This is a genomic window from Georgenia daeguensis, assembly GCF_039537705.1.
GTDB classification, from domain to species: Bacteria; Actinomycetota; Actinomycetes; order Actinomycetales; family Actinomycetaceae; genus Georgenia; species Georgenia daeguensis.
Genome location: NZ_BAABBA010000022.1, coordinates 36,136 through 58,262 on the forward strand (window position 1 = coordinate 36,136; position 22,127 = coordinate 58,262).

Annotated in this window: 16 protein-coding genes and 1 pseudogene; 8 read left to right on the plus strand and 9 right to left on the minus strand. The window is 71.2% G+C overall.

Annotated elements, in window-relative coordinates:
• Positions 1-527: 527 nt before the first annotated feature.
• Complete coding sequence (locus ABD774_RS17520; protein ID WP_345044027.1) at positions 528-1,052, minus strand: hypothetical protein; 525 nt, start codon at positions 1,050-1,052, stop codon at positions 528-530.
• A gap of 357 nt (positions 1,053-1,409) precedes the next feature.
• On the opposite strand from ABD774_RS17520, the pseudogene ABD774_RS17525 reads away from it, so the two are divergent.
• Together ABD774_RS17525 and ABD774_RS17530 are read left to right on the plus strand one after the other, a co-directional pair.
• A pseudogene (locus tag ABD774_RS17525) lies at positions 1,410-1,661 on the plus strand (DUF1016 N-terminal domain-containing protein); the annotation flags it as partial.
• Positions 1,662-1,767: 106 nt separating this feature from the next.
• Positions 1,768-2,493 (plus strand): PDDEXK nuclease domain-containing protein, encoded by a 726-nt coding sequence (locus ABD774_RS17530; RefSeq protein WP_345044030.1) that lies wholly within the window; start codon positions 1,768-1,770, stop codon positions 2,491-2,493.
• A gap of 81 nt (positions 2,494-2,574) precedes the next feature.
• On the opposite strand, the gene ABD774_RS17535 is transcribed toward ABD774_RS17530, so the two are convergent.
• From ABD774_RS17535 to ABD774_RS17565, 7 genes are read right to left on the minus strand one after another with little or no spacing between them, the layout of a single operon-like run.
• Positions 2,575-3,627 carry a zinc-dependent alcohol dehydrogenase gene (locus ABD774_RS17535; RefSeq protein ID WP_345044032.1) on the minus strand — a complete coding sequence of 351 codons (1,053 nt, stop codon included), beginning with the start codon at positions 3,625-3,627 and terminating at the stop codon, positions 2,575-2,577.
• A complete protein-coding gene (locus ABD774_RS17540) occupies positions 3,624-4,469 on the minus strand; it encodes a fumarylacetoacetate hydrolase family protein (RefSeq protein ID WP_345044035.1) in 846 nt (281 codons plus the stop codon). The genes ABD774_RS17535 and ABD774_RS17540 overlap by 4 nt, the downstream gene beginning before the upstream one ends.
• A gap of 40 nt (positions 4,470-4,509) precedes the next feature.
• A complete protein-coding gene (locus tag ABD774_RS17545; RefSeq protein WP_345044037.1) occupies positions 4,510-5,385 on the minus strand; it encodes an amidohydrolase family protein in 876 nt (291 codons plus the stop codon).
• Complete coding sequence (locus tag ABD774_RS17550) at positions 5,382-6,476, minus strand: Gfo/Idh/MocA family protein (RefSeq protein WP_345044040.1); 1,095 nt, start codon at positions 6,474-6,476, stop codon at positions 5,382-5,384. The genes ABD774_RS17545 and ABD774_RS17550 overlap by 4 nt, the downstream gene beginning before the upstream one ends.
• Positions 6,473-7,576, minus strand: coding sequence for an enolase C-terminal domain-like protein (locus ABD774_RS17555; RefSeq protein WP_345044042.1), 1,104 nt, complete (start codon positions 7,574-7,576; stop codon positions 6,473-6,475). The genes ABD774_RS17550 and ABD774_RS17555 overlap by 4 nt, the downstream gene beginning before the upstream one ends.
• On the minus strand, positions 7,573-10,047 hold the full coding sequence (locus ABD774_RS17560; protein ID WP_345044044.1) for a hypothetical protein: 2,475 nt from the start codon (positions 10,045-10,047) through the stop codon (positions 7,573-7,575). Before ABD774_RS17560 ends, ABD774_RS17555 begins: the two co-directional genes overlap by 4 nt.
• Positions 10,044-12,641 (minus strand): glycoside hydrolase family 2 protein, encoded by a 2,598-nt coding sequence (locus ABD774_RS17565; protein ID WP_345044047.1) that lies wholly within the window; start codon positions 12,639-12,641, stop codon positions 10,044-10,046. The genes ABD774_RS17560 and ABD774_RS17565 overlap by 4 nt, the downstream gene beginning before the upstream one ends.
• A 164-nt stretch (positions 12,642-12,805) precedes the next feature.
• Between ABD774_RS17565 and ABD774_RS17570 the strand changes: the two genes are divergently transcribed.
• From ABD774_RS17570 to ABD774_RS17590, 5 genes are all read left to right on the plus strand, one after another.
• Positions 12,806-13,876, plus strand: coding sequence for a LacI family DNA-binding transcriptional regulator (locus ABD774_RS17570; protein ID WP_345044049.1), 1,071 nt, complete (start codon positions 12,806-12,808; stop codon positions 13,874-13,876).
• Positions 13,877-14,030: 154 nt separating this feature from the next.
• Entirely contained in the window at positions 14,031-15,338 is a 1,308-nt protein-coding gene (locus ABD774_RS17575; protein WP_345044052.1) for an ABC transporter substrate-binding protein, read from the plus strand.
• Positions 15,335-16,276: a carbohydrate ABC transporter permease gene (locus tag ABD774_RS17580; protein ID WP_345044054.1), complete on the plus strand. Its 942-nt coding sequence runs from the start codon at positions 15,335-15,337 to the stop codon at positions 16,274-16,276. The genes ABD774_RS17575 and ABD774_RS17580 overlap by 4 nt, the downstream gene beginning before the upstream one ends.
• Positions 16,273-17,172 carry a carbohydrate ABC transporter permease gene (locus ABD774_RS17585; RefSeq protein WP_345044057.1) on the plus strand — a complete coding sequence of 300 codons (900 nt, stop codon included), beginning with the start codon at positions 16,273-16,275 and terminating at the stop codon, positions 17,170-17,172. The genes ABD774_RS17580 and ABD774_RS17585 overlap by 4 nt, the downstream gene beginning before the upstream one ends.
• 10 nt (positions 17,173-17,182) lie before the next feature.
• Positions 17,183-18,343: an SGNH/GDSL hydrolase family protein gene (locus ABD774_RS17590; RefSeq protein ID WP_345044059.1), complete on the plus strand. Its 1,161-nt coding sequence runs from the start codon at positions 17,183-17,185 to the stop codon at positions 18,341-18,343.
• 41 nt (positions 18,344-18,384) lie between these two features.
• Here the strand turns inward: ABD774_RS17590 and ABD774_RS17595 are convergent, their stop codons facing one another.
• A complete protein-coding gene (locus ABD774_RS17595; protein ID WP_345044061.1) occupies positions 18,385-20,919 on the minus strand; it encodes a glycoside hydrolase family 5 protein in 2,535 nt (844 codons plus the stop codon).
• A gap of 687 nt (positions 20,920-21,606) precedes the next feature.
• On the opposite strand from ABD774_RS17595, the gene ABD774_RS17600 reads away from it, so the two are divergent.
• Positions 21,607-22,008 carry a hypothetical protein gene (locus ABD774_RS17600; protein ID WP_345044064.1) on the plus strand — a complete coding sequence of 134 codons (402 nt, stop codon included), beginning with the start codon at positions 21,607-21,609 and terminating at the stop codon, positions 22,006-22,008.
• The last annotated feature ends 119 nt before the right edge of the window (positions 22,009-22,127 follow it).

Genomic DNA, 22,127 nt, shown 5'->3' on the forward strand with positions numbered 1-22,127 from the left:
CACGAGAGTCGTTCGTCATCGACGTGAAACCAGGAACCCCAGGCTGGCCAGCGCTTTTGCGGACGATGCGCACGGATGCGGTCCAGGTCGGGCTGGACATTCCGGAATCCGCTGACTGGAGTCAGGCGGAGATCGAGGCGGCTAACACTCTTCGGCGACGTGCAGGCATCCCAAGATCGTCTGAGGCGCATTACACGGCTATTCCAGAGCTCGCGACCGACGATGAAGTCTGGTCAGCATTTGAGGTTTTGGCAGGCCGAGCTCACGACGCCCATGTACTGCGCTCATCGGCAGATTGGGACCCAATCCTTGATATCGCCGACGAGGGCACCTCTGTCGTCGCGACCGTGACGCCCGACGGCTTCGAAGCCCTTGTTGCCGCAGTGGGAGTTGACCTCATCCGGCCGCTACCGCGACGGCGACACTGGCGCCCGTGGCGCCGCCGGCCCCAATAGCGAGGAACTCCGGGCTCCTTAGTATCCGGCTCTACCAGTCTACTGACGGGAGTTGCAGCAGGTGCGAGAGTTTCAAGGCAGTGGGTGCCAGGTTCCCTGGACAAGCTCCTCGAGCTGCAAGGCGCTGTCGGGGTCCTGTGCGGTCGAGATGGTCACGAACCAGCCGTCTACGCCCCTGGTTACGGACCTCCAAGCGCCGTCGTCAACGCGGCACCTGATCTCTGCCACCGCCGACCGGCGGATGACTGCGTAGTGGTACCTGGGTCCCCGATCTGAGTGCTCGTAGGCACACCCGACCTCGGTGACCTCCCGGTCGAGGGTGGAAACCAGGGAGGTCAGATTCATATGGCGACGCTTTCCCCCGCTTGCGAAGAACAGGTGAGTAACTGCCCATTCCCGACTGGCGGGCACCGCAACCAGGACGAACGACGCTTCGCCATCCCTGGCCTGGGCGAGCACACCGGGCACATCATCGCGGCCGTCGTCGGCCTCAGCAGCAAGGGCGAACGCGCCATCGAGGTCAAGCCGTCTCCAGTCGATCGCCGTACGGTCGGCTTCGCCCGGGGCGCCGAGAGCGTCGTCAACGGGCCTATTCATGGCAGGGATACTCCCACGCTTGAACGCCCAAACGCGGGTTCGGTGGCACCCTTGAGTGCTACTCCCGCCTCACTGATATCCGGCTCTACCAGTCCATGTAAGACCCAGCGTCTCACATAGTGGTAAGGGCCTCACCTGGAAGGGGCCTCCCTTCTCCTCTAGCGCTGGTCGTCGAGATCTGCGGTTAGTCGCGCGTTCTTGGTTATCAAAGACGTCAGGCGCGACATAACATGCAGGCTCGATCGACAGATCGCAGGACGGCGGACCGGATGCTCAGGACGAGGAACTGAGCGGCTGCTCGCATGGCCGTGCAGGAGCCCGTGTCGCTTGCCCAGACGAATCCAGCAAGACGGCAGTATGGCGTGCGTGCCAAGCCAGGACCTCGAAGCCACTGTCCCCGAGGGGTACGACGAGCTGCTCGAGGAGCTCAAGCAGCGGGTACGCACCTCACGGGTGCGCGCCGCACGGGCCGCGAACACCGAACTGCTGGCGCTGTACTGGTCGATCGGTCGGGACATCCTGCAGCGGCAGGAACGGGCCGGCTGGGGCGCGAAGATCGTCGACCGCCTGGCGCGCGACCTCCGCGAGGCCTTCCCCGACCAGCGCGGCTGGTCACGGCGCAACTTGCAGTACATGCGCGCGTTCGCCGCGGCGTGGCCGGACCCGGCATTTTGTGCACCGGCTTGGTGCACAACTCCCCTGGCGCCACGTCACCGTGCTGCTCGACCGCCTCGACGAGCCGGTGCTGCGGGACTGGTACGCCGGCCAGGCCGTCGAGCACGGGTGGTCCCGCAACGTCCTCGAGCACCAGATCATGAACCGCCTCCACTCCCGGGTAGGAGCGGCACCGTCGAACTTCCGCAGCCACCTGCCGGCACCCGATTCCGAGCTCGCCCAGCAGTTCACCCGCGACCCCTACATCTTCGACCACCTCGACCTGACCGACCGGGCGAGCGAGCGGGCCCTCGAACAAGCCTTGATGGATCGCCTGCAGGGCACCCTCACCGCCTTCGGGCACGGCATGGCGTTCGTCGGCCGGCAGGTCCGTCTCGACGTCGGCGACGACGTGCTCGTCGTCGACCTGCTCCTCTTCCACGTCACCCAGCTGCGCTACGTCGTGGTTGAGCTCAAGATCGGCCGCTTCTCCCCCGCCTACGTCGGCCAGCTCGGCACCTACGTCGCCGTCGTCAACGACCGGGTCCGCGACCACACCATCCACGCGCCCACCGTCGGCCTCCTGCTGTGCACCAGCCGCGACGAACAGATCGTCCGCTACGCCCTCGCCAGCGCCAGCGCACCCCTCGCAGTCGCCACCTACGACACCCTCACCCCCGAGCAGCGCCAGGACCTCCCCGACCTCGAGGGACTGACAGCCGCCCTCACAGACGTCCTCTCCGACACGTCGCGCGAACTCGCGAGTGACAAGCCTGCCGACACCTGACGGAGCGCTCTCACTAACGACGTGCCAGTTATCGGACATCTACCTACGGCCGTTACGCCATCTCGTAGCCCACCACCGTGTTTACACCGATCCGAAACTGACAAGGACCTTGCCTGGAGGGTTGTCCCCGAGCGCCATCGCGGCAAATACGGCGGGTGCCTCTTCGGCGGTGACCGTGCGTGAGATCAGCGGGTCCAGCATTTCTGGGTTCGCGGCCGCCCACCGGGCAGTTTGCGTGAACTCGTCCGCGGGGTAGCAGAACGCGCCGACGACAGATCGCTCAAAGGTCGATAAGGCGTACGCGGCCAGCTCGATCTGGGGGCTTGCCATGCCCACGAGGACGCAGGTTCCGCCCGCGACCGTGGAGTCGATTGCGGACTGAACAGTAGTCGTGGCCCCGACGGCGTCCACCGCCACCGTGACCCCGAGCCCCCCGGTCTGCTCGCGCGCCAGGGTGGGCAGGTTCACCTGCGCCGGGTCGAGCGTCACGGCGCCGAGCCGCTCGAGCAGTTTGCGGCGGGCGGCGTCAGGCTCGCTCACGAGGATGGAGCGGGCGCCCAGCCGCCGACAGGCGAGCACCACAGCCTGTCCTATCGGGCCACCACCGATAACGAGGACGTCATCGTCGGCTCCAACCGACCCGCGCACCGCAGCGTGATATCCGACAGCGAGCGGCTCGACGAGAGCGCCGTGCAGCGGCTCGGAGGCGAAGGGCACGAGGTTCTCGGCCGGTGCGAGGACGTAGTCGGCGAACGCGCTTGGGATGGTCGGGTCCACCCCGATCACCCGACGGTCCGCGCAGATGTGGCCCATGCCGCGGGCGCAGCTCGCGCACCGGCCGCACGAGAGTGTCGGGTTGAGGACCACCGTGTCGCCCACGGCGAGGGACTCCACGCCCGGTCCGACGGCGGCGACCGTCCCGACCGTCTCGTGCCCCATCACCTGCCCGGGGACGCGGCGGCCGTTCTCGCCGGTGTACCCGTGCAGGTCCGACCCGCAGATCCCGGTTGCCAGCACCCGGACGAGCGCCTCCCCCGGGCCCGTCCGTGGCACGGGGCGCTCGGTGAGCGCCATGCTGCCGAAGTCCTCGAGCACCAGCGCGCGCATGGTCGTGGGGATCGTCGTCGTGCTCATGCCTGCCTCACCCGCTGTCGCTGCGTGCCGATGCCCTGGATGCTCAGCTCGACGGTGTCGCCGTCCCGCAGGTACGGGAACCGGCCCGAAAGGGCCACGCCCTGGGGGGTGCCGGTGTTGATGACGTCCCCGGGCTCCAGGACCGCCACCTGGCTCAGGTGCCACAGCAGGTGGTGGACGTCGAAGATCAGGTCCGCTGTGGTCGAGTCCTGCCTCGGCTCGCCGTTGACGGACGACGTCAGGCGCAGACTGGCGGGGTCGAGCTCCTCCGCCGGGACGAGTGCCGGACCGAGGGGGTTGAACGTCTCCGCGCACTTGCCCTTGGACCACTGGCCGCCCGAGACCTCGAGCTGCAGCTCGCGCTCGGAGACGTCGTTGGAGATGGTGTACCCGGCGATGTGGGCGGCCGCGTCGGCGGGCGAGTCGAGGTACCGCGCTCGCCTCCCGACGACGACGGCGAGCTCGACCTCCCAGTCCGTTCGGGTGGATCCGCGGGGTATGAGGACGTCGTCGTGCGGGCCCACCACGGTGTTGGGTGTCTTGAAGAAGAGCACAGGCACCTCGGGCGGGGCTGACCCCGACTCGGCGGCGTGCGCGGCGTAGTTCATGCCGATGCACCACACGGCGTGCGGGCGGGCGACGGGGGCCCCGACCCGCTCCCCCGTGACGTCGACCGGCTCGAGGTCGCCGTCGGCCAGCGCCCTGCGGACCCTCCCGATCCCGCCGTCGGCGAGGAACGCCCCGTCGATCTCCGCCGTCAGAGGCAGCAGGTCGTACGTGACCCCGTCGTCCTCGGCCACCGGCCGCTCGGCACCCAATTGGCCGACGCGCATGAGTTTCATGTCTCTCCTGGGGTTGGGGCGCGCGCGGCGCCGAGTGGCGTCACCGGGCGGTGACACGCGTGGGGTGGCGCCGGGCGCCGGCGAGCAGGCGGGCGGCGGTGCGGCCGAGGACGTCGGCCCGTTCGGCGGGGCGCAGCCCGGCGTGGTCGAGGATTTGCAGGGACTGCCCATAGGTCAGGTGCCGGCGCGCGACGGGGAAGTCCGATCCCCACAGCAGGCGCGCCGACCCGAAGGAGCCGATCAGCGCGCGGAGCACACGGTGGGTGCCCGGGTAGGGGTACGCCTCGCGCCCGGCGGCGAGGTAGTGGAAGCCGGAGACCTTCACGTAAACGCCCGGACGCTGGGCCAGGTCCGCCAGCGCCGCGAGGTCCGCGCCGTAGGTGGGCGAGCCGGGGGTGACGTGCCCCTGGTGGTGGAGGAGGACCCGGAGGTCGGGCACCTCGCGCAGGGCCGCGGCGAGCGGACCGAACCACGGCGGGGTCGCGTGGATGCTGAGGAGGGCTCCCAGGTCGGCGGCCCGGGCGAGGAACTCGCGCCCCTCGTCGGCGGAGAACCAGCCGTCGACGTCGTCGGCGAGGTAGTGGCTCACGCCCACGGCGTCGGTGAGGCCCACCGTCCGCTCGAGCCGGTCGGCCGCGCCGGGGGTGTGGTACGTCGGGGTCCACCGGGAGTCGACGTCGGCGAGGACGTCGAGCCGGTCGGGGTGGGCGGTCGCGGCGCGGGCGACGTAGGTGTTGTTGTCGGGGTTGGCCGTGGCCGGGTCGGTCCCGCCCACGGTGGCGCACACGACGAGCGCGCGGTCCACCCCGGCGGCGTCCATCTCGTGCAGCAGCGCGGCGACGTCGCCGCGGGTGGCCGGCACGCCGGCCTCGTAGGGCCAGCGCTCCCAGGCGTGGGCGTGGGCGTCGACGATCACGGCGCCTCCCCCGCCGGTCCGCCGGCACCCGGGCAGGCGCCCGGTACGTCCGCCGCGGGGAGGGGCTCCACTCCGACGACGGCTCCGGTGCGGGCGGCGCGGAGCAGCGCCTCGGTCGCGGCGACGGCCGCGGCGGCCTCCGTGGCGCCGCCGAGGTTGTCGCCGCGTCCCAGGACGAGGTCGACGAAGGCGCGGGCCGGGGCGGCGGCGTCGTAGGCGGCTTCGTGCTGGCCCGGTTCACGGACCACGTGGCTGCCGTCGGGGCGGTGCAGGACGGTGCGGGCGCGGTAGAGGTCCTGCTCGACGACGCCGTCGGTGCCCTGGTACCGCAGATGCTGACGCAGCGGCAGCGGTTCCGGGACGGCACCGGTGGAGACGGCCACCGCGGTGGCGCCGCCCTCGAGGCGGAGCGCGGCGACGTCGTCCACGTCCACCGCGAGCCCGTGGTGCTCGGTGAACGCCGCAACGGTGGTGACCTGGCGGCCGGTGACCCAGCACAGCATGCCGAGGGCGTGGGTCAGCTGGGTGTGGGCCTGGCCGCCGCCGTTGGCGGCCGTGTAGGCGGCCGGGTGCTGGCCCCGTGCCGTGGCGGCCTCGCCACGCTCGGCGGCGGCGTAGAGCTCCCCGGCGCGGGAGCCGAACTCGACGGTGACCTGGAGGAGCCGGCCGATGTCCTCGCGCACCGCCCGGCGGGCGAGCAGGGCGGCGGGGGCGTGCTGATAGGTGTTGCCGACGGTGAGGTGGACGCTGGCACGGCGTGCGCGGGCGAGAAGGTCAGCCGCGGAGGCAGCCGTGAGGGTCAGCGGCTTCTCGACGAGGGTGTGCAGGCCGGCGTCGAGGGTGGCGGCCGCGGCGCCGTGGTGGGCGGCCGACGGGGTGGCGATCAGCGCGGCGTCGTAGTCTCCCGCGTCGAGCGCACCGGCGAGGGTGGGGTGGACCGCGGCCCCGGTGCGGTCGGCCACCGCGGCGGCACGCTCGGCCACCGGGTCGCACACCGCGGCGACCACCGCGTCCGGGTGCGCCTCCAGCGCGGGCAGGTGGTGCGCCGTCGCCCACCAGCCGGCACCGACGAGAAGGATCCGCACGCTCATCCGAAGCCCGCCGCCCGCCGGTCCGTGCCGGCGCCCGGGGCGTCGGCGACCTCGGGCACCGCGGCGGGCGTGCCGGCGCCGACGAGGACCTCCGCGAGGACGCCGGGTCCGAGGGCGGAGAGGAGGTGTAGCGCCCAGGGGTGCATCGCGGCGTTGTGCGGTGCGAACGTGACGCCGCGGTGCGCGGCGAGAACTCCCAGCGTGCGGGCGACGCCGAGGCCGCCGCACCAGGTGACGTCGACCTGCAGGACATCGACGCACCGGCCGTCCAGCAGGCGTAGCCCGTGGTCGAGGCCGAAGGCGTGCTCCCCTGCGGCGACCAGCACCGGTGACAGGCGGGCTCGGAGCTCGGTCAGCCCCGCCAGGTCGTGGGCCGGCAACGGTTCCTCGATCCAGCCCAGGTCCAGGTCTGCCGTCGCGGCCGCGAACCGCACCGCGTACGGCACGTCCCAGGACATGAAGCAGTCCACCGCCAGCGGCACGTGCGGGGGCACCCGGCGGCGGACGGCGCGCAGGCGTTCGACGTTGTCGTCCCGGCGTGCCGGACCGTCCGCCGGGCCATACGCCATGGGGACCTTGACGTACCCGGCTCCGGCGAGCAGATCGTCGTCCACGTCGTCCAGTGCGGACGGATGGGCGGCGGTGACGTAGTACGGCAGCGGCCCGGGCCGTCCCCCGAGCAGCCGGCACAAGGGGGCCCCGAGGTCGCGGGCGGCCAGGTCCCACAAGGCGAGCTCGACGGCGGAGACGGCCATGGCGGCGGCACCGCCGGCCGCGTACGGCTCCGCCGCCCTGCGCAGCTGCTCGGCGACGTCGGCCGGGGCGCCGGTATCCACGTGCTGCAGGAGCGGCACCAGGTGGTCGAGGACCGCCTCGACCACCCGGCCGCCGCGGGTCTGCCCGATGCCGAAGACGGCGGGGTCGTCCGTGCCGAGGTAGAGCCACACCAGGTCGCCGCCCGGCCCGCGCCAGCTCGACCGGCGCTCGGCGAACACCGGGTAGGGCGCCATCGGGGTGGAGATCCGCGACTCGTCCAGCCAGGTGTCCGTGGAGAACGGGACGCTGCGGACCTTCACGTCCGTGATGCGTTGGCCCGTCACCGCTCCTCCCACATCACGGTCAGGGTTCCGGTCACGTGCTCCAGGACGACGGCGTGCCCGGCCGGGTCCGCGGCCGGCACCACCGGGACGCCGTCGACGTCCAGGCGCACCTCGCCGCGAGACGGAGGAAGGAGCAGCGTGACGGCGGCGTCGACGAGACCACTGACGCGGGTGCCGCGGCTCATGTGCATGGGGAACGGTGCGACCTCGCGGCACCGCAGCAACCCCGCGGTGGCCTGCCGGACGAGCACACGGCACTCAAGGTGGAACGACTTCGGCAGCTGGTACACGGCCGCGCCGCCGTCGTACCAGCACTCGGTGTGCTGCAACAGCGGGGCCCCCTCCGGCATGGCGAGGCGGATCCGGGTGGTGGTGTCGGGCAGGTACCCGCTGAACCAGTAGGCGCCGTCGTGGCGGTGGATCGCGTGGACGGCGCGGCCCGAGCCCGCGGTGCGCAGCTCGTGCGAGACGTGCAGGCCGGCGACGGCGAGAAGGTCCCGGGCGAGCGCGCCCGCGTCGGCGAGCCGGATGCGGTCGTGCGGGACGTGGGCCCGAACGCCACGCGCGTCCGGCTCGGCGTAGGCGAAGGGCGAGGAACCCCGCACCCAGAGCACCGAGCCCTCGCCCGCCGGCCGGACGGAGGCGAACACCCGCTCGGTGCCGTCGCGGGAGACGGTGGCCAGGACGCGGGCCACACCCGCCGGGCCGGCCGCCGCCGGCCTCGGCGCCCCGTCGTCCGTCCCGCGCACCACCTCGGTGACCGGGCCCGCCGAGAGGTGCGCGACATGACGCAGCGTGCTCGGCAGGCCGCCCCCGGGCGCGGAGTCGCCGGGGAGTTCGGTGTGGAGCTCGAGATCACCGTCGAGCCCCGTCCTGGCGACGGCGAGACCGACCAGGTCGCGACCGGCTGCGCCCGTCCGGGCGAGGGAACCGTAGATGAGGACGGTGCCGCCGGCCTCGGCGTGCGCGCCCAGGTGAGCGGCGACGTCGTCCGTCAGTGCGCCCGCGGGGACCACGAGGATGCGGCCCGCGAGTGCGCCGGACGCGAGCGCGGGGCCGAGGTCGTCGGTGGCGAGCACGGTGTTCAGGGGCAGCCCGGCATTGATCGTCGAGGTCAGGTACCAGTCCTCGAAGTGGGGACCGTCGATGGTCGTGGGGTCTGCCGCCATCGCCTCGTGGTACTCCCGGAACGGGTAGACCCACACGAGCGGTCCGGGCGCGTCGGGGGCGGACTCCAGCGCCGTCGTCACGTGGATGCCGACCTCCCGGCCGCACCTCTCGTCCAGGACGCCGCGCGCGGTGTCGACGGATAGGACGTTGACCTCGGTGGGCGGCTGGACGGTGCCGTCCGGACGCACGCGTGCCACCGCCAGCGGGAGGTAGATGTCGAAGGGCTCGCGGTGGTAGAAGTCCCACCACGGCTGCTGCCAGAACCACGGGTCGTTCGCGTAGAAGCGGAACCGGTAGCCCTCGGCGCCGGCGGGCAGCAGCGCCACCCGGGACATGTAGCCCGACATCTCGATGCCGAAGTCCTCGTTGAGCGGGCCCCAGGGGGAGTTCGGCGGCGGGGATTCCAGGTGGCCGCCCTCGTACACCTCCAGCGCGGGCACCGAGTCTGCGCCGATGTCGATGCCGGCGGTGTGGTTGGTCCCGCGCACCTGCACCGGGAACGTCAGGTGCGCCGAGAGGTCCCGCCAGAAGCCGAGGGCACGCTCGCGCAGCTCGGCGGTGCGCTCGCTGCGGAAGCGCACGCCGTCGAAGGACTCGCCGAGCTCGGACCAGGCGTAGGAGCTGAAGCCGAAGCCGTTGGACAGCCAGAGGTAGTCGAACCCGAGGGCGGTGAGATAGTCCTGCGCCTGCCGTCCGAGGAACTCCCCGAAGCTCGTGCCCTGCGGGATCCCGTCGGGGAACGCGGCGTAGGGGCGGTCGTCCCCGTGCAGGGTGGAGAAGTGGCGGACCATGGCGATGATCGGGCCGATCCCGACGTCCTCGCCTCGGGCGACCACCTCGGGGTGGCGGGCGAACTTGAAGTCCGACGGCGCGAACTCGGGGCCGGGGTCGAAGGTTGCGCCCACGCGGGTGGGGCGACCGTGTTCCGCGCCGACGGCCTTGACCGTGGCCACCAGCCTGCCCAGGTCGCGGTAGGTGATCGGCGCTGTGCCCTCGCGGTACGGAACGGCGACGCGCTCGGGATCCTTGGTCTCGCCGTACGGCTGTGCGTCGGTGTTGCTGAAGCCGATGAAACGCGCCCATTCCAGCGTGTCGTCGAGGTCGCCGGCCCAGTCGAGAATCTCGCTGCCGTCCGAGATCCACAGCAGCACCGAGCACTCCTCCGCGGCGTCCAGCAGGGTGCGCCACTGGTCGAAGATCCGGCGCACGGTGGCGGTGAGGGTGGCCTGGTCGAACGCGTCGAACGGTTTGAGCGAGACCTCGAGGTTCGTCCGCCGCAGGGGCGGTCGCACGGCGCTCATGCCTCCGGTCCACCCGTCGCCGCCCTGGCCGGCGCCAACTGCCTGTCACCCAGCGGTCCAGCAGCGTCGGGGACGCTGCCTAGCAGGGACAACTTCTCCGGTTCCTCCGCTCCGCGGTTGACCAGGTCGTTGGCCGTGCGCAGCACAGGAGGTGATGTCAGCACCGCTGGATCGAGGCGGGCGGCGGAGCTCACGTGGAATGTGGCGCTCTCCCCGGCGAGGAGGGTCACGAGTGCGCGGTCCACGCGGGCCCGCGGATCCGCATGATCCACCAGCAGGGTGAGGTCCTTGACGAGGCTGCGCGCCCGCACGGTGACGAGGTAACCGTCGGCGCACGCCGTGGCGCGCGCCTCCGGCGCGTCACGGTCGAGGGCGAGGTGGGGGTCCTCAACGAAGTACCACACGGCCCGTTCGCCGGTGCCCAGGTCGGCCACGACCAGTTCCGCACGCCGGTCGGCAGGCTCGACGACCCGCGCCGGGAGCGCGAGCGTGGCCGAGCCCCGCGCCGGAACGTCGACGGCGAGCACCTCCGAAGCCAGCTCGGTGCCGCCGACGTCGGTGCGCCTGACGGTGGCGGTGGTGGTCCAGGCCTTGTCGGAGTCGTTGTGCAGTACGAGTGCCGGGCGGTCGTCGCGGGGCTGGATCGTGGGCAGCCGGTCGGTGAGCACGGCGCGCAGCGCGTACCAGAGCGGCTTGCGCACGCCGTGTCCGTCGACGGCGGACCAGGAGACCACGGGCCAGCAGTCGTTGAGCTGCCAGACGACGGCTCCGGTGTTGAAGGGGGCGAGGGAGCGGAAGTGCTCGATGCCGAAGCGGATTGCCCGTGCCTGGTTCAGCTGCGTGGCCCAGTGCCAGTCGACGTAGCCGGAGGGGACGGGCAGGTGGTCGCCCAGGCCGCGCTCGAGCTTGCCGTTGCCGTCCTCGGCTTTCTGGTGGACCAGCATCTGCCGGCCGTGGGGGGAACGGGGCTCGTCGTGCACCACTGACTCGAGGGTGGCGAACGCGGGTGGTCCCTGGAAGCCGAATTCGGAGACGAAGCGGGGCCTGTGCTGTCGGTAGGTGGCGTAGTCCGCGGTGTTCCACACGTCCCAGATGTGCATGGTTCCGCTGGCGGCCTCGTTGGGGTGGAGGTACCGGTCGAAGGAGAACGGGCTGCCCTCAACGTAAGGGGTGCCGGGAGCGAGCTCGGAGACCAGCGCGGGGAACAGGTCGGTGTAGTAGCCCTCGCCCCAGCTGGCCCCGGCGAGCTTCTCACGCCATCCCCAGGAGGCCCAGCCCCAGATGTTCTCGTTGCCGCCGTTCCACAGGGCGAGCGAGGGGTGGGCACAGAGCCGGGTGATGGCCTCTCGTGCCTCGGCCTCGATCTCGTTGGCGAGCTCGGGTGCTTCGGAGTAGGCGGCGCACGCGAGGGCGAAGTCCTGCCAGACCAGCAGCCCGTGCTCGTCGCACAGGTCGTAGAAGTCCTCCGACTCGTAGATGCCTCCGCCCCAGACGCGCACAAGGTTCATGTTGGCCTCGGTGGCGTCGGTCAACGCGGCGGCGAGCGAACGACGGTCGATGCGCGGCAGGAAGGTGTCGGCGGGAATCCAGTTCGCGCCCCGCACGTACACGGGGCGGTCGTTGACGCTGATCGTGAAGCGGTTACCCTCCGCGTCCGGGCTGGTGTCGAGGGTGACGGTGCGGAACCCGAGCCTGCCGGTCCAGGTGTCCACGGGGGTTCCCGAGGCGTCCCGGAGGGTGACGGTGGTGGGGTAGAGCGGCTGGTCCCCGTGACTACGGGGCCACCACGGTTGCGCCGCCGGGACCGAGAGGGCGAGGCGCGCGGTGTCCGTGACGCTCGTGACCGCGGAGGCGAGGCCGGCGACGTCGACACTCACGGTGTGCCCAGGCCCGCCGTGCTCGACCGTGAACTGGAGGTCCAGGCCCGCGCCGTCGGCGGCGTCCCACCTGGTCAGCGGACGTACGGCGGCGAGCCGGGCGGTGGAGCGGGACTCGAGCGTCATGGGACGCCAGATGCCGGCGGTGACCAGCTCGGGGCCCCAGTCCCACCCGAACGAGTAGGCCGGCTTGCGCAGGGAGTTGAACGGGTGCGGGTTGGAGTGTGGCCGGGCGCCGAGCACGGCCTCCCGGCGCTCCGCGTCGTTCAGAGCCGCGGTCAGCACGACGCGGAGGTCGTTGGTGCCCTCGCGCAGCAGCTCGTGGACGTCGAACCGGTAGGAGCGGTGGTGGTTCGCCGTGCGCGCCACCTCCTGCCCGTTCAGCCACACGGTCGCCACCGTGTCCAGGCCCTCGGCGACGAGCTCGTGGCGGTCGTGACCGTCCGGCTGCCACTCGAAGGTGCGGGTGTATTCCCAGTCGGTGCGGCCGATCCAGGTCAGCAACTTCTCGTTCTCGCCGTCGTACGGGTCGGGGATGAGCCCGGCGGCCAGGAGGTCGGTGTGGACGACCCCGGGCACGGTGCCGGGGAAGCCGGCGGACAGCTTCTCCGCAAGGGGCGCGGGGACCGGGCCAGCGACGGCGCGGCAGGTCCACGTCCCGCCCAGGTCCAGACGCAGGGCGGGGGCCCCCGGGACGCCCGGGGATGAGGTGTTCACGTAGTGCTCCGCAGGATGTGGGGAAGTTCGGAAGCCGGCCAGACCCCGCAAACCGGTGCCCACGGGCGAGACGCTAACCGGGAGCTGGACGTTTGTAAAGCGCTTTAGCGGACGAGTGCGACGGTCGGCCCGACGGGTCGGTGGCGACGGTTAGTCTGCCCTCCATGGCAACACTCCCCACCGGCCGCACCGGCGCGCCCGACGGTGAGGCCCCGGCGCGGCGCCTGACGATCGCGGACATCGCCGCACGTGCGAAGGTCTCCCCCTCCGCGGTCTCCTTCGCGCTCAACGGCCGGCCCGGCATCTCTCCCGAGACCCGGGAGCGCATCCTCGAGGTGGCTCGACAGGCGAACTGGCGGCCCAACTACGCCGCGCACGCCCTGTCCACCTCGCGCGCCGGGGCGATCGGCGTCGTGACCGTGCGGGCGCCGGACCAGCCGCTGTGGTCGGCGAGCTTCGGCGGCCACTTCCTCGCCGGCGTCCAGGCCGAGATCGCGAGGCACGGCGTGCTGCTCATCCTGCACACCGTTGCCGACCTGTCGGACGAGACGGTCCTGTATGAGCAGTGGCTCGGCGAGCGCCGGGTCGACGGCGTGCTGGTCATCAACCCCGAGGTCGACGACCCGCGGCTGGCGGAGCTCGAGCGCACGGGGCTGCCCGCCGTGGTCGTGGGTGACACCCGCGGCCTCTCGGCCCTGAGTTGCGTGTGGACGGACGACGAGGCCGCCGCGCAGCTGGCGGTCGCCCACCTTGCCGAGCTCGGTCACCGGCACGTCGGACGCATCGGCGGCGATCCCCACCTGCTGCACTACGCCATCCGCGAACGCGCCTTCCGGGCGGCGGCGGTCGCGGCCGGGATGCACGCGCACGCCGAGACGCTCGACCCGGACGAGCGCGGCGCGGAGACGATCCGCCAGCTCGCGACCACCGGCGACGACCCCCTGACCGCGGTCATCGTGGAGGACCTCGAGTTCGCGGTCCATCTCACCGGGGCGCTGGCCCGGGCCGGCGTCTCGGTGCCCGGGGACGTCTCCGTGCTCGCGTGGGACGACGGCCCGAGCGCCACACTGCTGACGCCCACACTGACCTCCCTGCAGCGCGACATCGCCGGTTACGGCCGACTGGCGGCCGAAGAGCTGCTCGCGGTCATCGCCTCGGGACCGCGCCGGGCCGTCCAGGGCACCACGACACGGCTCGTCGTGCGCCAGAGCACCGGGCCGGCACCGAGGCCCTGACGGCACCTGCGCCCCGGTCGGGGGCACGGAACGGTAACGACCCGCCGGTGACCTTGACAACTAAAGCCCTTTAGTCGTTGACTGCGTGCACCGGCCAAATCTCGCGAACCTCCTGCTTCCCCAACCTCAACGACGAGAGATCCGAGGACCAAAGATGCGTGCACCAGCCCGACGTCGCGCCGTCGCCATGACCGGCGCGGCCCTGGCAGTGACCCTCATGGCCGCGTGCTCAGGCAGCAGCGGCGACGAACAGGACGACGCGGCCACGGCGGGAGGGTCCGGCGGCGAGCTCGGCGGATCACTCGCGCTCGCCACCACCAGCGACGTCGGTCCGAAGCTGTTCATCGACGACTTCGAGGCCGAGACGGGGGTGACCGTCGAAGGTACCTACGCGGAGGCAGGGGCCCTGGGTGAGCAGCTGCGCATCCAGATCACCTCCGGGACCGCCCCGGACCTCTTCCGGGCGGCCCCGGGGACGGCCTCGCCATCGGCGGTGCTGACGCTCGCCCAGGAGGGTGCGCTGATGGACCTCTCCGGCCAGGACTGGGCCCAGTACGTCCCGGAGTCGTTCGCGCCGCTGCAGCAGATGGACGGGGCGACGTATGCGTTCCCGACCTACGGGCAGGCCATCCTGGCGTTCTACAACAAGGAGGTCTTCGAGGAGGTCGGTGTCGAGCCGCCCGCCACGTGGCCGGAGTTCGTCGACGTGCTCGACCAGCTCAAGGCGGCCGGAAAGGTGCCGCTGGCCCTGGGGCTCGCCGACAACTACATCATCCAGTTCCTCCCGTACGCGCTCTCGGCGACGCTGGTCAACGGTCAGGAGCCGGACTTCTACGAGCGGCTCGAGGCGGGCGAGACCTCCTTCGCCGAGTCCGAGGGCTGGCGTGAGACCTTCGAGGTGTTCCTCGGCCTCATCGAGGACGGCTACACCACGCCGGATCCGCTGGGCATGCCGGGCGACCCCGCGATGCAGGCGGTGGGGAGCGGTGAGGCGGCCATCGTCGTGATGCCGTCCGCCGCCTCGCCGGTCCTCGCCGGCTTCATGGCCGGCGGGGAGGAGCAGATGGGCGTCTTCGCCGTCCCGGCCACGGAGAACGCCGCCGACACCCACATCCCCTTCACGCCGGACTACCTCGTGGTCAACGCGGACGCCAAGAACCCCGACGCCGCCCTGGCCTTCCTCGACTACATCGCCGAGCCGGAGCGCACCGCCGCCTGGGCCGACGAGGTCGGGGCCATCCCGGCACTGACGAACGCCGAGCCGATCGACAACAGCCTGAACCAGACGGTCCAGCCGTTCCTCTCCGAGGGGCGCACGACCCCGTTCGCCAACCACGTCTGGCCCGGCGGTGAGGTCGCCACGGCGCTGATGGAGGTCGGCCAGCAGGCCGTGGAGGGCTCCAAGTCGGTCGACGACCTGCTGGCGGCGCTCGACGCGGCCTATCAGGAGAGCATGTCGTGAGCACCGCCGTCGCCGTGAGGGGGTCTGCTGCTCGGCAGGCCCCCTCCGGGGCGGGTCTCCGGCGGCGGCGCAACCGCCACCGGCTCGTGCCCCAGTGGTTCTTGTTGCCCGCGCTGGCGTTCTACGCCGTCGTCGTGCTCTACCCCTCGGTCGCGGGGGGGATGTATGCCTTCACGGACTGGAAGGGGGGCACGGACGCGAGCTGGACCGGGCTGGAGAACTTCCGCGACCTGCTTGCCGACCAGGCCGCCATCGCCTCCCTGCGCAACACCCTTCTCATCGCTGTCACGCTCACGGTCGTGCAGTCGGCGCTCGGGCTGCTGTTGGCCCTGGCGCTGAACTCCGCCATCCGTGGCCGGAACCTGCTCCGCACGCTCTTCTTCGCGCCGATGATGATGCCGCCCGTCATTGTCGGCCTGCTCTGGCAGTACATCTACACCCCGGGGGGGCCGCTCGACACCGCGCTCGGTGCGCTGGGCCTAGAGGGAGCGGTCCAGAGCTGGCTCGGCGACTCCTCGATCGCGCTGTGGGCCATCATCGCCAGCGTCATCTGGCACCACGTCGGCATGTCGATGGTCATCTTCCTCGCCGGACTGCAGGGCATCCCGGAGGAGCTGTACGAGGCCGCCGCGCTCGACGGCGCCGGCACCCTCCGTCGCTTCTGGTCCGTCACGCGCCCCCTCCTCGGGCAGGCGACGACGATCGCCACGGCCCTGACGATGACCTCGTCCCTCAAGCTCTTCGACCAGGTCTTCGTCATGACCGGCGGCGGGCCGGGGGTGTCCACGCAGACGCTGTCGCTGATCATGTACCGCGAGGCCTTCGTCTACGGCGAGTACGGCTACGGCTCGGCGATCGCCCTGGTCCTGACGATGATCGTGGCGTTCATCGTCTTCCTGCAGATGTCCGTCACCCGTCGGGGAGAGGTCGAGGCATGAGCACCACAGCCAGCCGGACGGCGACCACCGCCGTCGTCACCGCACCACCGGGGCGCCCCGCCTCGCGGCGGCGGCTCCGCCACGGGTACGGGCGGCCCCTGCTCGAGCTCGTCATGGTCCCGGTGACCGTGGCGTACCTCTTCCCGCTGTACATCATGGTGTCGATGTCGTTCAAGACGACGACGGAGATCGCCGCGTCGACCGTGGCGCCCCCGCAGTCGTTCTTCACCGGCAACTACACGACGGCCTGGGCGTCCGCGGACATCGGGCGGGCCATGGTCAACAGCGTCCTGATCACTTCCGTGAGCATCACCGTGGCGGTGCTGGTGGGAGCCATGGCCGCCTACGCCATCGTGCGGGGCAGCCGCCGCACCAGCGGCCCAAAACTCATGCTCTTCCTGCTGGGCTTGATGATCCCCGGCCAGCTCGGCATGGTGCCGCTGTACCTGCTGATGCGTGACGCCGGCCTCCTGCAGACGCATGCCTCGCTGATCATCTTCTACGTCGGCTCGTTGATGCCGATGACCGTGTTCCTGTACGCGGGGTTCCTCAAGACCCAGTCGCCCACCTACGAGGAGGCGGCGAAGATCGACGGCGCCGGCTGGTGGCAGACCTTCTTCCGGGTGGTGCTGCCGCTGCTGCGCCCGGTCACCGGCACCGTCATCATCGTCAACACGATCAACACCTGGAACGACTTCCTGACACCGCTGCTCTACCTGGCCGGTACCGAGAACCGCACGCTCCCGGTAGCCGTGTTCTCCTTCCAGGGCGAGTTCGCCAGCGAGTGGGGGCTGATCTTCGCCGGCATGGTGATCGCCGCCCTGCCCGTCCTCGTCGTCTACTTCTTCCTCCAGCGTCACATCATCCACGGCTTCGCCGGCGGCCTGAAGGGGTGAGATAAGGCCGGTGAGCGTCGACGACGGTGCGCTGGTGCCGGTGGGGACGAACGTGCACCTGCCCGTGCGCGTGCGTGAGCCCGACAACCTCACCGCCGCCATGACGATGACGACGACGCTGCGCCACCAGGTGCAGCGTCGCGTCACCGCGGTGCGGGTCGTGTACGGGAACTGGTACAACGACCTCGGCCAGGATCGGCCCGGTCCGAACGTGATCACGGTCTCGGCCGAGATCGATGTCCGGGGCACCTGCACGGCCGTGACGTTCGCCGGGGACCACTGGGTGCGGATCGAGCCTGGCGGGGCCGTCATCTCCGACCCCGTGCCCGTCGACCTCCCGGAGGCTGGTCACCTCACCAGTCGCACCACCGTCTCGGCGACAGCCGCCGGCCGTATCCCCCTGGGCCCGCAGACGAACGCGGACGACGGCGAGGCCGCGGTGGCGGGCCCACCCCCGCCTGCGGCGAGCACAGCTCCGTCGACCGCCTACGGCTACGGCCCGTGGCAGCTCCTCGCGGCCGCCGGAGCGCCGACGCCGGGGCAGGGCTCTCCTGCGACGGTGCTGGTGACGGGGGACTCCAACGCTGTCGGCTTCGGCGACCGACGCGGGACGGCGTGCCACCTGGGGTGGGTGCGCCGCGCTCTCGACGGCCGCGTCCCCGTGGTCAACCTCGCCGTGAGCGGTGCCACCGCCCGCGGTGCGCTCACGGCGGCGTCCCGACGGCGCCGTGAGGTGCTGCTGCAGTGGGTACGGCCGGATCTGGCCGTCGCGGCGTTGGGCACCAACGACCTGCAGGGCGGCGGGCCCGAGCTGGCGGACATGCAGGCGATGCTCACCGCGCACTGGCGCGAGCTGGTGGATCTTGGCGCGGAGGTGGTGGCGTGCACGCTGCCTCCCGTGACGTTCTCCCGCGATGGCTGGCGGAGCGTGGCCGGTCAGATCCCGGACGCGGGCCGTGAGGTCCGCGCGCGGGTCAACGCGTGGATCCGTTCCGTGCCCGCCCCGCTGGTGGGTGTCGTCGACCTCGCCGGGGCGCTCGCCGCCCCCACGGACCCCGATCGGTGGGCGAGCGGTCTCACGGACGACGGACTGCACCCGAACGCCGTCGGCCATGCCGCGGCCGCTGAGGCCGTCCCGGCCTCCGGGCTCTGGCCGCTGCTGCGCGGGTGACGCGCGCGGTGCGACGGCGGACCGCCGCACCGCGCGGGCCCTCAGTCCTCGATCCTGAAGATGGCGCTCCGCCACTTCTCCAGCGGCACCCGGATACCCCCGGACAGCAGGCCGCTCGAGCTGCCCGCGTAGACCTCGTTCCCGTCCTCCGCCACCAGCCGGAACGTGCCCGGCCGGTCGATCCGCGGGTGGATCGTGTCGCGGCCGGGGTTCTTGTCGCTCCGGCGGTATACGACGAGGTGTGCGGGCCCGGTGGCGAGCTGGTAGTCGGGGCTGGTGCGCTGGTCCACCGGCACTCCGGCGCCGATGAGGAAGCGGGCGAGATCGTCCCGGGCGAGCGTCGCGGCGTCGTCGACCCACAGGATCGGGAGCGTGAAGGTGTCCGAGGCGAGGACCGCCCTGACGCGCTCGTCGAGGTTGCGCCGGTCCACCACGACCGCCCGGTAGTCGAAGTCGGCGCTGAGGCCGTCGACCTGCTCCAGGCCGGTGGGGACCATGGTCAGCAGCCGGTCGATCACCTCGTCGTCGGTGAGCAGGTGGAACGAGGGAAGGTGCAGGTCCAGCGCCAGCCGGACGAACGGGACCACGGAGAAGTTGTGCCCGTTCGCAATGGGGACGGCGGCGGGGTTCTGGATGAGTGCGACCGGGGCGGAGCGCCAGTCCACGGGCCCGGCGGCGTACACCGGCGAGTACCGGCGGTAGTGCCGGTCGAAGACCTCCTCGAACGGGACGAAGTCCTTGGCGTTGTGCCACAGCGCCCAGTGCAGCTGCCCGACCGCGCCCGCGGCGTAGTACTGCGCGAGGCCGGCCTCGATCATGAGGTCGCCGGCCTCCGCCTGGGGCAGGTCCGGCAGGAATGAGTCCCAGCCGTAGCTGCCGCCCTCGCCGTTGTATACGGGGCCCGGGGAGGTCGAGTAGGGCGCGAACAGCGAGGCGATGGCGTGGGAGAAGACGTCCTCGACGTTCCGCGCCAGCCAGGGTGAGTGGCGGTCCTGGGCGTCCGGGCGCAGGTCGACCGGAGCGTTCGGCATGTAGTGGTGGGGGGCGTTGCCGTCGACCACGTTCGGCAGCTGCCAGGTGGGGGCCGCCGTGGACACGTCGTGCCCGTAGGCCGGCGCCATGGCGAAGACCAGGCGGTCCGGGTCGGCGCCCTTGACCGCCATGGCGGCCTGCTCCGTCACGCGCCGCCAGTTGGACTGGATGGACATGAACGCGTCGTGCGGCTCGTTGTGCGGGACCTCGATGCCCAGCACGTGCGGGTTCCCGCGGTAGTGCGCGGCGAGCCAGCGGTGTGCGTCCAGCAGCGCCGCCAGGTGCTCCGGGTCGGACAGGTCGAGCGGACCCTTCTGCGTGGCGGACGGCGCGAGGTAGCTGAACCCCGTGCCCTCCTTGCCGGTCCCGGCGTCGTGGTTGTTCCCGCCGCTCCAGTAGTCGTAGGGGTCGACCGGGTAGCGGTGCCAGTCCAGCAGGAGACGCACACCGTGCCGGCCCGCCCGCTCGACGAAGTGGTCGAGCATGTCCATCCAGGCGGCGTTCATGCCGCGGGAGGTGATCTCGCCGGACCATGCCTCGTCGTCGGGAAAGACCCCGCGCGCAGGCTGAACCATGCCGAGGTTGATCGGAACCCGGACGGCGCCGAGGCCCCAGTAGGCCATGAGTGCGATGTCGGCGTCCAGACCCGTCCAGTCCGCGTTGCGGGGGAACTTCAGCATCATGAGGTCGTAGTTGAAGCCGGTGAACCCGAACGGCTTGTCCCCGTCCAGCAGCCGTCCCCCGACCACGCGCAGCGGCGCGAGCTCGCGCGGTGCGCGGACCTCGACGGGGAAGGTGTGAGCGACGCCGAGATGTTCGACCGCAACATCAACGGACCCGGGTGCCACCGGGGTGAGGTAGCCAAACTCGTCGACGTCGAGGATACCTGGGTCGCTGGTGGTGAGGGTCGAGTGCTGGGTGACGTCCTTGGTGGAGTCGTCCGCGTACGTTGCACGCACGACCAGCGGGACGAGATCGTCGTCCCCGGTGAGGACCACCGGCAGCCCGCTCGTCTCGAGGGCCGCGGGCGCTACCGGTTCGACCGTGTGCTCCACGCGGACGTCGTCGAACCAGGCGGTGCCCGCGGCGGCGCCCAGGGTGAGGTGGTCCTTCCAAAGTTGGAGCTCGAGCCGGATGACGTCCTGCATGCCGGCGATGTTGTTCCAGTGGGTGAGCTCCACGCTCTGCCAGCCGGCCGCGCCGGGAGTTACGTTGACCTGCGCGTTGCGCTGCCCCTGCGTGCGGCTGACAAGGCGCACCTGCACGCGGGAGACGTGCTCGGTGCGCACCTGGAAGGTCACCCTGGTCACGGCGAGGCCGTCTAGGGTCTTGCGGAGGGCCACGTAACGCCCGGCCTGGGAGAAGTCACCGGTCAGCCGCCCGGAGCTCGCCCCTTGGGCGGCGCGCGAGGTGTCGCGATCGAACGACCCGGCTGCGGCGCCGTACTCGTTCCCCAGGTGCACCGCCCAGAGCTCGTGGCGCGACTCGAAGTGACCGATCACATCTGTCCACGTCGTGGCAGCCGCCGCGGCTGGTGTCGCCATTGCCGAGGCAAGCGCCGACGTCGCGATGACAGCCCCCGTCCCTCTCAGCATCGTGCGCCGCGTCATGCCTTGCTGATCCATCGATCCCTCTCCATTGAGCGGCGCGCGCCGGCGACTAAAGCGCTTTAGTTAGGTAGTTTACGACCGCTGCGCCTGGGTGGTCAACGGTTAAGAGACGAAAACGCCAGAAACATGCATGCGATCCAGAGCCGTGTTCGCTCCCGGGTCAGTCCCGCCGGTGAAAACGGTGCGCCGCGTCTCGAGTGCGCCGGCGTGGCTGTATGTCTTGTCTCATCGAAGTTGGCGCATGGAGAGGCGTTGACCAGGGCCGCGCCAGGCTGGGTGAGACGTACGTCGATGTTCTGTCTCATTGAAACTGGCGCAGCTCGCGGTTTCCCGGGCCACCAGGACGGCGACCGCGAAGATGCCCGAGGGCGCAGGAAACGGCGGGCAGGCATGTCGTGCGCTCAATTTTGATGAGACGGACTCAAGGATGCGCCAGATTCGATGAGACTGCGCCAACTGCACTGAGAGGGGACACTGTACTACCCGCCCCTGCTGATGTTCGGCACGGGGAACAGGGGCTGGTTGTGTCATAGCAGCCGTTATCGGCGGTGTGATTTTAGGTGTGATGCGGTATGCCGTCCAGCCTTGGATTGATACCGTGACTGTGCGACACTGGCTTGCATGAGTAGTCAGGCAACCGTTGCGCGAGGTGACCTGCGCGCCTACGAGGAGTCGCTCCGGCTCGCAACGCCGGAACTGGTCAGTCGACTGCGCGACCTGCTGGGCGCCAAACTCGTCGCCTACCTGGGTTCGGTCCAGGAGACCCGTGCCGTGCGGCAGTGGGCCGCCGCCGACGACCCACGCACGCCCTCGACCGACGTCCTCAACCGCCTGCGGATGGCGTACCGGATCGCGACGTTGCTGCGGGAGAAGGACACGCCCGGCGTCGTCCAGGCATGGTTCCAGGGAATGAATCCGCGCCTCGACGACGTCGCGCCGGCGCGCCTGCTGCGGGAAGGCGACCTCGAGCAGGTCGGCCCCGGCGTGCTCGCGGCCGCACGCGCGTTCGCCGCAGCCGGGTGAATTAGTCGGTGACTCCCGCACGGCTGCAGCGGGGTGTTACGCGCACGTTAGACGCGGCGGGGCCAGCGCCCACAACAGCACAAACTTCACCATGACGGGCCGCATGCGCAGAGACTGCC

Bases quoted from the DNA above. Each gene is read 5' to 3' on its own strand.
- ABD774_RS17595 (WP_345044061.1), bottom strand. From the start codon at position 20,919: ATGGCGACACCAGCCGCGGCGGCTGCCACGACGTGGACAGATGTGATC.
- ABD774_RS17520 (WP_345044027.1), bottom strand. From the start codon at position 1,052: ATGAATAGGCCCGTTGACGACGCTCTCGGCGCCCCGGGCGAAGCCGAC.
- ABD774_RS17560 (WP_345044044.1), bottom strand. From the start codon at position 10,047: ATGAGCGCCGTGCGACCGCCCCTGCGGCGGACGAACCTCGAGGTCTCG.
- ABD774_RS17585 (WP_345044057.1), top strand. From the start codon at position 16,273: ATGAGCACCACAGCCAGCCGGACGGCGACCACCGCCGTCGTCACCGCA.
- ABD774_RS17570 (WP_345044049.1), top strand. From the start codon at position 12,806: ATGGCAACACTCCCCACCGGCCGCACCGGCGCGCCCGACGGTGAGGCC.
- ABD774_RS17540 (WP_345044035.1), bottom strand. From the start codon at position 4,469: ATGAAACTCATGCGCGTCGGCCAATTGGGTGCCGAGCGGCCGGTGGCC.
- ABD774_RS17550 (WP_345044040.1), bottom strand. From the start codon at position 6,476: ATGAGCGTGCGGATCCTTCTCGTCGGTGCCGGCTGGTGGGCGACGGCG.
- ABD774_RS17535 (WP_345044032.1), bottom strand. From the start codon at position 3,627: ATGAGCACGACGACGATCCCCACGACCATGCGCGCGCTGGTGCTCGAG.
- ABD774_RS17600 (WP_345044064.1), top strand. From the start codon at position 21,607: ATGAGTAGTCAGGCAACCGTTGCGCGAGGTGACCTGCGCGCCTACGAG.
- ABD774_RS17575 (WP_345044052.1), top strand. From the start codon at position 14,031: ATGCGTGCACCAGCCCGACGTCGCGCCGTCGCCATGACCGGCGCGGCC.